Below are 9658 nucleotides of genomic sequence, written 5' to 3'. Positions count from 1 at the left end.
CGCCCGCCGCAGCAGCGGCAGGTCGGCCAGCAGCCCCACCGATTTCGTCAACTCGATCTCGGTCAGATAGGTCAGATGATGCCGATCCTCCGCAGGATAGTCGGGGCGGTCGGGTAGCAGGCGCTTTCCGATCAACAGCATCGTCGCGATGCCGGCCAGCATCGCGGCCAGCCCAACCCCGGAAATCTCGAAAATGCCGAAGCCCGGCTGCCCGTTGGCGCGCGCGACGCCATCGACCAGCAGATTGGTCGACGTCCCGATCAACGTCAGCGTTCCGCCGAGAATCGACAGGTACGACAGCGGGATCAGCAAGCGCGTGGCGGCGATGCCGATCGCCTGGCCAAGGCGCCGGACGAGCGGAATCAGCACCATCACGACGGGCGTGTTGTTGATGAACGCCGGTGCGATCGCAGCACCGATGTACATCTCCGCGACCGTCCGTCGCGGCTGACGCGCCGCGCGCCGCACGACCGTGCTCGCCAGTGCTTCGATCGTGCCGGTCCGCACCAACGCCCCCGACAGGATGAAGAACGCTCCGATTGCGATCGGCGCGGGATTGGCGAAGGCGGCGCTCACTTCGTCCCAGCCGATCCAGCCGAGCGCGATCATCACCGCGGCGCCGCAGACCGCGACGGTCACGGGCGGAAATCGTTCGGTTGCGAAGGCGATCAGCAGAAGCACGACGAAGACAAGCCCGGCGATGGGGCCGTTGGCCGAGAGGGATGCGATCATGCTGCTCATACGCATGACCGCAAGGTTCGCCGCATCCGCCATGTGACCCGGTGCCACAGCGGGGATAAATCATCGCGGCAACGCGGCGACCGCGAACCGCCCCGGCCTGCGACATCGCCTCGGTCATTGCGCGCGCTATCGCTGCTGGCGGCGCTCGACCTGAGCTGCTACCCATTCTTGGACCACTTGGCTGGCGGTCTTACGCTGTTACGCGTCCTCCGAGCGCAAGGTCTTTGCCGCCAGTGTCTGCTGGATTGCGCTCCGTTCCTCGATGCTGGCGCGCTCGACCACACCCTTGGCCACAAGGTCCTCGATCTGGTTCGGGCTGAGGCCCAGCCACTCCCTCATGATCTCGTCGCTGTGCTCGCCCATGAGCGGTGCGGGGGCGATCGGAGGGGCCGGGAGGCGCCCATGCCCTTGCGTTGCCTCGGACGTGACCACGTCCGCCAGGAAGGGATGATGCTCGCGCCGCAGAAGGCCTCGTTCGGCGAAATAGTGAAAGCCCGGCAGGTCTCCCACCCGCAGCATCTTCGCGGCGGGAATGCCGGCAGCCTGAAGGCAATGCATCGCATCGTCGACATCGACCGACGCCGCCCACTCGCTTGCGGGCCGCCCACCGCACCCGGAGACGAACGCAGCAGCATCGGCCTGGTCGCGCTCGGTGACCACGATCCACTCGTCGTCCCCGCGGCAGCGGTAGACCGCCGAATGCTCGCGTTCGGCAGGAACGCCGGTCGACGCTCGTGCGATCTCCGCTCCGAACTGGGCGAGCATGACCTCTGCCTGGGCGATGCTTGCATGTCCCCCCTGCCCGGTCCGCTCACGCTGGATCAGCAACGCCACCGCAGCGATCGCGCCGATGCGGCCAGCGACATGGTCGGGGTAGATGGTGATCGAATCGCTGAAGCTTTCGGGATCATCGGCGTAGCGCCACGCCTCCGTCAGACCGGTGGCTGCCCGCACGAGCGGGCCATACCCCATCCGCTTGCTCCAGGGGCCGCTATCTCCGAAGGCGGAACTCTCGACGCTGATCACGCGCGGGTTGGCGGCTGCGAGAACGTCACGGCCGAGGCCGAGCGACTGCATCGTCCCCGGCTTGAAGTTGGAGAGCACCACGTCGGCCTGCCCGACCAGCCGAAGGAAAAGCGCCTTGCCATCCGGGTGACGCAGATCGAGGCCAAGACCTCTCTTGTTACGGTGCCCGGCCGCGAAGCTGGCCGAGAGGCCGTAGGGCAGATAGGACTGGCGGTTGCCATCCGGAAAGGCACCGCTTTCCACCTTCACCACATCGGCCCCCTGATCGGCCAGCAGGCGACCGGTTTCGGCGCCGACGACGATGACGCCGAGGTCCAGCACCTTCAGCCCTTCGAACGGCCGGGACAGATCCCGTGCGCTTGGCACCAAGCGAGCCCGCGGATGCCCTGCATCCGGCGTCATCCGCTCACCATCCACGACGATACACCCGTTTGGAACGGGATAGGTCGCGCCATTCACGTCTTCGCTGCGGAAGGACGCACGTTCGACGAAGTGGGGCAGCGTCGGCGCTTCGGCGAGCGTCGCCACGCCGCTCAGCGGCACGCCGTACGAGATGGCAGCGGCTTCAAGTTCGGCACGGGTCTTGTCCGCAAAGAAGGCAGCGATCGCCGGCAGGAGATCAGGTGACTTGTAGCGGACCGCCGTGCTGTTGAAGCTCGGGTCCGCGAAGGCAGGGGGTTCGCCCATCCAGCGGAACATGCCCTGCCACTGCCGTGCCGCCAGCAGGCACAGGCGCACGTGACCGTCGGCACAGCGGATGATGGGGTATTGAAAACCCTTGGCAGGCCGCTCGCGCGACAGCAGGTTCGCCGGACGCCCCATCGTGGCGCTGCCACCGATCCCGAAGCCGGGGTCAAGCGCCTGCACTGCGCCGTCCAAAGCGGCAAAGTCGATGCGGTCGCCCTGCCCGGTTCGCAATGCGAGGAAATAGGATTGCAGCGCCAGGAATGCCGCCTGCACCGCCGCGCACTGCCATGCCAGCTGCCCCGGCGGCAGCAGCGGCTCGCGCCCACGAATCCCCGAGCGCGACAGTTCGCCTGAAAGCGCGTGTAAAACGGCGTCGCTCGCCTGCCACCCCGACAGGGAGTTTCCCTGTCCGAACGGACTGACGCTGACGATGACCTGCGCTGGTTGGCTTGCGCGTAGCTGGAGGCCGCAATCCTCGACTATGATATCTGCGGCGGCGAGCAGAGAAGCGGCTTCCGGCGCGCGATGATCGAAGGGATGCACCGTCTTGCCGAGATTGGCGATGCGATCCGCCAGCCTATCACCGTGAGCGGCATCCGCGATGCGATCCACTTGCGCGCCGAGCTCCGCAAGATATCGTGTGGTGATACTCAGCGGCCCGTGCACCGCGTCGACCACCCGCACTCCCGTCAGAGGCCGGTCAACTGCCATCTTCCTCTCCCAACCTCTTGCGATCCATCTTATCTAAGGGCATTAGATTGCCAGGCACAAGCGGCTGATGGCCGCGATCAGCGGGAGAGTTAGATGGCCAGCGTGGCAGCAGCAAGCTTCACCATGACGATCGACGGCGCCGCCGCGCCCACGGCAGCCTCTCTGCCGGTGCGCAATCCGGCGACGGGGGAGGTGTTCGCCGAGGCTCCGGATGCGACCGCCGACGATCTCGATCGCGCCGTCGCGGCTGCGACCCGCGCCTTTGCGACCTGGAAGAACGTGCCGATCGCCGAGCGCAAGGCCGCGCTGATCAGCGCGGCCGGGATCATCGAGGCACATGCCGACGAGCTCGCCGCCCTGTTCGTCAAGGAACAGGGTCGTCCCTATCCCGGCGCCAAGGGCGAGGTGCTGGGCGGTGCGATGTGGATGAAGGCGACTACCATGCTCGATATCCCCATCGATGTGACGGAGGAGACCGACACCCGCCGGATTGAGGTGCATCACGTGCCGCTGGGCGTCGTCTGCGGTATCGTGCCGTGGAACTTCCCGGTGCTGCTGGCGGTGTGGAAGATCGCGCCGGCGATCATGGCCGGCAACACCCTGGTCCTGAAGCCCTCCCCTTTCACCCCGCTTACCACGCTACGGATTGCCGAGCTGATCCGCGATTGCTTTCCGGCCGGCGTGTTGAACGTCATCGCGGGCGGGGACGCGCTCGGCCCGCTGATGACCGCGCACAAGGGCTTCGCCAAGATCAGCTTCACCGGCTCCACGGCAACCGGCCGCCGCGTAATGGAAAGCGCCGCCAAGGACCTGAAGCGTATCACGCTCGAGCTGGGCGGAAACGACGCGGCCATCGTGCTGCCGGACGTCGATGTCGATACGGTGGCGGAACAGCTGTTCGAGGGCGCGTTTCACAACACCGCGCAGGTGTGCGTCGCGACCAAGCGGCTGTTCATCCACGCCGACATCTATGACCAGGTTCGGGACCGGCTGCACGAGCTTGCCAAGGCCACACCGGTGGGTGACGGTGCCGAGCAGGGTAACCGCTATGGCCCGATCCAGAACGAGGCGCAATATCGCCGCGTTCTCGGCCTCCTCGACGATGCGCGCGCGAACGGGCTGACGCTGCTGGAGGGCGGCGACGTGCCCCAGCGTGGCTATTTTGTGCCGCTGACGCTGGTTGACAACCCGCCCGACGACAGCCGCGTCGTGGTAGAGGAGGCGTTTGGGCCCGTCTTGCCGCTGCTCAAGTGGACGGACGTGGACGACGTGGTCGCGCGGGCCAACGACACCGAATATGGCCTTGCCGGCGCCGTCTGGTCGGCCAACATCGAGAAGGCGACCGAAATCGCCCACCGGCTCGATACCGGTACGGTGTGGATCAACCAGAACCTGCAATCGACGCCCTTCACCCCGCTGGCGGGCGCCAAGCAATCGGGCTTCGGGCAGGAAAACGGCCTGGCCGGCTTGCTCGAGTTCACCCGGCCAAAGTCGATCTTCATTCCCAAGCAGCCTACCGGCACCGCCCCGGAAGCGGCCGGGGCGGCGTCATGAAGCTGACGCCCGAAGACGAAGCCTTTCGCACGGAAGTTCGCGCCTTTCTCGCCGAGAAGCTGACGCCCCCGATTCGCGCTGCCGGCAGCCGCATGACGAGCGTCTACGCCGATCACAAGGCGCAGATGGCGTGGCAGGCGATCCTCCATGCGCGCGGCTGGGCGGCACCCGCCTGGCCGAAGGAGCATGGCGGGGCTGGATGGTCAGTCACGCAGCGCCACATCTTCGAGCGCGAGCGCGTCCTCGCTGGCGCGCCACCCACCTCGCCCATGGGGATCGACATGGCCGGGCCGGCGATCCTCCGCTTCGGCACGGAAGAGCAAAAGGCGTTCTTCCTGCCGCGGATGCTGTCGGGCGAGCATTTCTGGTGTCAGGGCTATTCCGAACCGGGCGCCGGGTCGGACCTGGCGGCGCTGCAGATGAAGGCCGAGCGCGACGGTGACGATCTCGTCTGTACCGGCAGCAAGATTTGGATCACGCATGCCAATGTCGCGAACTGGATGTTCTGCCTCGTCCGCACCGCGCGCGGCGAGCGCAAGCAGCAAGGCATCACGTTCTTGCTCACCGACATGACCACACCGGGTATCGAGGTGCGTCCGATCGTCATGGCATCCGGCGAATGGATCCAGAATCAGGTGTTTTTCGACCGGGTACGTGTTCCGATTGCCCATGTTCTCGGCGCGATCGACGGGGGATGGAGTGTCGCCAAATATCTGCTCGAGTTCGAACGGGGCGGTTCGGCCTACGCGCCGCAGCTTCAGGTGAGGCTCGACGCCTTGCGCGCCCATGCCGGGCCCCTTGCCGAAGAGCCGCTATTCGCCAACAAGTTGACCGACCTCGAAATCCATATCGAGGTGCTCGACTCGCTTGAAAGCGAGTCCTTGTCGAAGCTGTCGCGGGGCGAGCCGCTCGGAGCCGATCCGTCGATCATGAAGATACTCGGCACCGAACTGGCGGGACGCTTGTCGGAACTCGAACTTGAAGCGGCGGGGCCTGTCGGCCGGGCGTGGCAGCCCGGCGTCAGCAAGCCGGGCGGCCCCATTGTCGGCTATCCGGAAACGGCGTCAGATTATTGCAGCGGCGAACCGTGGCAGGCGATCGCACCACTTCGCTACCTTAATACGCGGGCCGGCCTGATCTATGCCGGGACCAACGAGATCCAGCGCGGCATCGTCGCCAAGGAGGTGCTTGGATAGTAGTACCTTCCCTCAGGGGAAGGCCGGGATGGCGCGGTCTCTCGCGGGGGTTGCGCGCACGGCTCGTTGCGCAAAAAGGCACTAGACCGCGAGTTGCGCGGTCATACGCCCGAAACGCTGGCGGTGCTGATCGGCGCTGCCGAGTTCGTGCTCGATCACCGTCAGCCGTTTGAAGCAGCGACCGACCGGCAGGTCCTGCGTCATGCCCATGCCACCGTGCAGTTGAACCGCATTCTGCCCGACGAAGCGCCCGGCATCGGCCACCGTCACTTTCGCCGCACTGACCAGGCGCGCGCGCTCGGCCCAGTGGCCGCCCAGCGCCTGACAGGCGCGCGCAGCAATCGCCGTCGCCCGGCGCGCCTGGATATGCATGTCGGCAAGCCGATGCTGGATCACCTGGAAGCGCGCGATCGGCTGGCCGAATTGTTCGCGCTCCCTTGCATAGGCGACCGTGTCCCTCACCAGCCGCCGCATCAGACCGCTTGCTTCCGACGCGAGGCAGGCGAGCGCGATGTCACCCGCTTCGCTCAGCGCATCGTCGACATCGGTGGCGAGCAGCGCGGCCTCGGCGTTGATGAAGCGGAGATCGGCGGCCGCACGGCCATCGATCGTCGGATAGGCCTTCGCGATCACGCCGTCGGTCGTTGCGGGCACCAGAAGAAGCGCGGACGTGTAGCGTTCGGTTCGCGCCGCAACGAGCAGATAGTCCGCAGACGCGCCGTCGAGCACCAGCTTTGCGTCGCCATCGAGTCGCCACCCGCCAGCCGTGGGTGTCGCGCTGACGCCGGGGCGAAGCCGTGGATCCAGCCCAGCGACAGCGACCGTCGCGCCGTTCGCAATGTCCCGCAGCACGCCGTCCCCGGCCGGTGTTCGCGCGCCCTGAAGCAGCTGCGCGGCGATGACACATGTCTCCAGGAAGGATGTCGGCTCGCAATGCTCGCCAAGCATGTCGAGCACGGCTCCCGCCGTCGACACGTCAAGGCCAAGACCTCCCAGTTCCTCGGGTACGATCAACCCGAAAACGCCAGCGGCGCCGAGAGCGGTCGATCCGTCGCGGGCGCTTGCCAGATGGCGGTCGAGCGCCTCGCGTAATGCCTGCTCCACGTTCAATCCTCCGGCGCGATGGTGACGCGCAAACCGTCAAATGCGTTCTCGAAGCGCAACGAGCAAGACAGCCGCGAGCGCTTGCCGCAATGTTCGGAGCTATCGACCCTCATCGGATGTCGGACACGAATAACCGCCGCCGCACATGGCGAGCAATGCGTCAAACCCGTCGCCGCGGTCATGCTCGGTCCCGCCCCTCATCGTAACGATCAGTTGCGGCATCTACAGCAACGTCTCGAGCGCTTCGTAGTAACGGATGACGTTTTCCTCCAGACCGCAATAGACGGTGCTTTCGGGCACTCCCGCGTTCAACCCTTCCTGGCTGATCTGCGCCGCGCGAAAGTCCTCCCCCGCGAACACCTTGATGATCAGGTCGTAGGAGCGTTCGAACACCTCTTCCGCCTTGGGCGTCGTCGCCGGGCCGGGGGTGACCATGTAATAATGCACGACCGTCCGGTCCACGCCGTACGGCATCAGGATCATCACGCTGGTGTAATATTGGCTGGTGACGACCACGACATTGGGGAATGCGGTATAGGCGTGCGTGACGAGCTTGTGGACGTTCATGTCCGCATCCTCGTCCAGCATTGCCGGCTCATAGCCGATGCGCCCTGACACCTGACGGATGTTGACGCCGAACGTGTCGCTGACGCTCGGCGCGTCGACGAACAGCGCGCCGATCGATGCGGCGTGCAGCCGCTGCACATGATAACCTTCAAGGAAAGGCTCGAGAACGACCTTCCAATTGGCCGCCAGGTCGAAGGTCTTGCGACCGTAGACATAGCCGCCGGGGATACCGAGCGCGGTGAAGTCTGCATCGATCTGGTCGTGCAACTGCGACACGTCCAGCGGTCCGCCGTTCAGCTGGGCATAGATGACGCCGCCCCAAACGACGCTGGGCAGTTCCTTCAGCCCGCGCTGATCCTTCATCACGCCTTCGAACATGTCCGACCGGGCAACGCCGATCAGCTTGCCGTCGAGGCCGTAGGTCCAGGCATGATAGGGGCAGACCATCCGCCCCTGCTTATGGACGGCGCAATCCTCCACCAGCTTCGCGCCCTTGTGCTGGCAGGCGTTGATGAAGACCTTGATCTCGTCGGCGCGCGTCCGGGTAACGAGCAGGGGCTTGCCGTACGCCTCGATCGCGACGACCGATCCCGGCTCCGGCAACACCGCCGCCAATGCCACCGGCACGGCATGCTTTTGAAAGATGTTCGCCTGCTCGGCGTCAAACCGCTCGCGACCGGTGAAGATCGCGTTCGGCCGCGTCGCCGCGAGCGGGACGTTGACGGCGTCCTTCTCGGCCGGAATGCGGCGGATTGCTTCCTGCTGGCTGTCGGTCAGGTCAGACAGCCGGGTCACGCGGCGCTCGGCCGGCCTCGCGATATCGGCGACGAAGTTCATGGTCGCACCTCTCCTGCTTGTAGGCCGGTTGTACCCGACTTTAAAACTAATGGCAATAGTTTTATGCCTCTTTGCGCAGCACGTGGCGTCATGCCCGTCGGTGACCCTCGCCGCGCGCAATTGCGAGATACATGGTCCTTGGATTACCGGTGCGTGGAGCAAGCTCTGGCCGTCCGGCAGCAAGCCCGTTAGCTTGCCGGCATGAACATCATGACTCCGGCAGTCGCGAAAAAGACGAAGACGACCGTTGGCGGCAAGCGTCGCGTGCCGCGTGCAGGGCGCCCATCGTCCCCGCTGATCACCCGTGAGGCCGCTGCGGAGGCGGCATTGCGACTCATCGATGCGAAGGGACTGGACGCCCTGAGCCTGCAAGCTGTGGCGAAGGAACTGGGTGTCAGTGCGCCATCGCTCTACCACCACTTTCGTGACAAGGAGGAGCTTCTCGCGGAAGTCGCACGCAGGCTGCTTTTCGAAGTCGGCCACGAGCAGGAGGAATGGTCCACCGATTGGGAGACGCGGATGGTGGAGCTCAGTTGCGCCACTCGCCGCGTTGCCCTGCGCCATCCCAATGCCGCGCCGCTTTCGCTACGCTTTTTTCCGCGGCGATTGATGCTCCCCGCTTACGAAGCCGGTTTGCGGGATTGCCCGTATCCGCTCGCCACGCAAATGATCGTGCACGAAGTGATAGAGAAGTTCACATATGGCTCGTCGCTGTTCGCGGCGGCGGCGGAAGCGCATCACATCCCGGCCATGCCCGAGGTCGATGCGGCGCATTTCCCCCGACTTGCCGAGGCGCTTGAGCTCGCTCCGTCGGACGAGGACATTTTCAAGGAAGGGTTGCAGGTGCTGCTTGCCGGCCTTCGTGCGCGATACGGCAGCAGGTGAAAAGAAAAGGGGCGGTGAACTCACCACCCCTTCGAGGTTGTTCGGAAGAAGAACAGTCAGAATTTGAACGCCAGCTCGACGAATACTTCCCGCGGGTTGTCGACAAAGGCGGACATGTCGGCGGTAACGCCCGGCCCGGCCGTCCCTGTGCCGGTTCCACCTGCGAACGGAATGTCGTTCGCGGCCGTGACCACCAGCTTGTTGGTGAGGTTGCGGCCGATCACCGACAGCGTCCAGCGTTCGTCCGGACCATTGAGCGCCAGTGCCGCGTCGAGCTTCGCATATCCCTTCTGGACTGTCAATCGGCGTCCAAAAAGGACCCCCTATCGGCGTCCAAAAGGGACCCCGTT

The 9658-nt window shown here is 65.4% G+C and carries 8 protein-coding genes and 1 pseudogene; 3 read left to right on the top strand and 6 right to left on the bottom strand.

Annotated elements, in window-relative coordinates:
• A partial coding sequence (locus AX685_RS06320) for an SLC13 family permease (protein WP_269450466.1) occupies positions 1 to 732 on the bottom strand: 732 nt, incomplete at its 3' end.
• A gap of 207 nt (positions 733 to 939) precedes the next feature.
• Entirely contained in the window at positions 940 to 3165 is a 2226-nt protein-coding gene (locus AX685_RS06315) for a CaiB/BaiF CoA-transferase family protein (protein ID WP_066486573.1), read from the bottom strand.
• Between the two features lie 93 nt (positions 3166 to 3258).
• Between AX685_RS06315 and AX685_RS06310 the strand changes: the two genes are divergently transcribed.
• Together AX685_RS06310 and AX685_RS06305 are read left to right on the top strand one after the other, a co-directional pair.
• The gene (locus AX685_RS06310) at positions 3259 to 4719 is read left to right on the top strand and encodes an aldehyde dehydrogenase family protein (RefSeq protein ID WP_066486564.1); all 1461 of its coding nucleotides are present in this window, start codon (positions 3259 to 3261) and stop codon (positions 4717 to 4719) included.
• Positions 4716 to 5915 carry an acyl-CoA dehydrogenase family protein gene (locus AX685_RS06305; protein ID WP_066486563.1) on the top strand — a complete coding sequence of 400 codons (1200 nt, stop codon included), beginning with the start codon at positions 4716 to 4718 and terminating at the stop codon, positions 5913 to 5915. The genes AX685_RS06310 and AX685_RS06305 overlap by 4 nt, the downstream gene beginning before the upstream one ends.
• 81 nt (positions 5916 to 5996) lie before the next feature.
• On the opposite strand, the gene AX685_RS06300 is transcribed toward AX685_RS06305, so the two are convergent.
• From AX685_RS06300 to AX685_RS06295, 3 genes and pseudogenes are all read right to left on the bottom strand, one after another.
• On the bottom strand, positions 5997 to 7019 hold the full coding sequence (locus AX685_RS06300) for an acyl-CoA dehydrogenase family protein (protein WP_231738625.1): 1023 nt from the start codon (positions 7017 to 7019) through the stop codon (positions 5997 to 5999).
• 2 nt (positions 7020 to 7021) lie between these two features.
• Positions 7022 to 7241, bottom strand: a pseudogene (locus AX685_RS23065) (hypothetical protein).
• The gene (locus tag AX685_RS06295) at positions 7242 to 8381 is read right to left on the bottom strand and encodes an aromatic ring-hydroxylating oxygenase subunit alpha (RefSeq protein WP_231738620.1); all 1140 of its coding nucleotides are present in this window, start codon (positions 8379 to 8381) and stop codon (positions 7242 to 7244) included.
• A gap of 243 nt (positions 8382 to 8624) precedes the next feature.
• Here AX685_RS06295 and AX685_RS06290 point away from each other — a divergent pair, with 243 nt between their 5' ends.
• Entirely contained in the window at positions 8625 to 9308 is a 684-nt protein-coding gene (locus AX685_RS06290) for a TetR/AcrR family transcriptional regulator (protein ID WP_070321394.1), read from the top strand.
• Between the two features lie 56 nt (positions 9309 to 9364).
• Here AX685_RS06290 and AX685_RS06285 read toward each other — a convergent pair whose 3' ends face one another.
• A complete protein-coding gene (locus AX685_RS06285) occupies positions 9365 to 9610 on the bottom strand; it encodes a hypothetical protein (protein ID WP_066486556.1) in 246 nt (81 codons plus the stop codon).
• Positions 9611 to 9658 lie beyond the last annotated feature (48 nt).

Origin of the sequence: Sphingomonas sp. CCH9-F2 (assembly GCF_001556735.1) — a bacterium.
In the GTDB taxonomy this organism is placed as follows: Bacteria; Pseudomonadota; Alphaproteobacteria; order Sphingomonadales; family Sphingomonadaceae; genus Sphingomonas; species Sphingomonas ginsenosidimutans.
Note: the sequence above shows the minus strand (reverse complement) of the source record. Positions and strands in the feature narration are given on the sequence as shown.